Below are 389 nucleotides of genomic sequence, written 5' to 3'. Positions count from 1 at the left end.
CGACAGCCCCGAGCGGTAACGCCGCCCTCAAGGCCTGGGACCAAGAAACATTCGATCTACTGCTGCTCGACCTGCACATGCCGGATCTCGACGGCACCGAGGTGGCGCAGGCCGTTCGCGCTGACGAACAGCAGCGGGGGCTGCCCCCAGCGACCATCGCCCTGTGCACCGCCTATGCCCGCGAAGACGCGGAGCGCATGGCCCGTGGCATCACCCTCGATGCCTACCTCAACAAACCGGTCACAAGGCAGGAGCTGGCCGGCCTGGTCCGGCGGATCGCAGGCCTCGCCGAAGACCGGGCGACCGGGCGCTCACCGCCCTGCTCTCGATGAGCGTGGAGATTTTCTGAACGCGGCGGCCTCCGGAGATCGCGGCGCATGCGCGGCTAC

1 protein-coding gene is annotated in these 389 nt (G+C 68.6%); it reads left to right on the top strand.

Translation table 11 applies throughout. From position 1 onward, the window contains the following. On the top strand, positions 1-332 hold a 332-nt coding region (locus LRG07_RS13840), incomplete at its 5' end, for a response regulator (protein ID WP_238642790.1). Positions 333-389: the final 57 nt, after the last annotated feature.

The organism is Halorhodospira sp. 9622 (assembly GCF_022228025.1).
In the GTDB taxonomy this organism is placed as follows: domain Bacteria; phylum Pseudomonadota; class Gammaproteobacteria; order Nitrococcales; family Halorhodospiraceae; genus Halorhodospira; species Halorhodospira halophila_A.
This window is presented reverse-complemented; position numbering and strand designations above follow the sequence as displayed.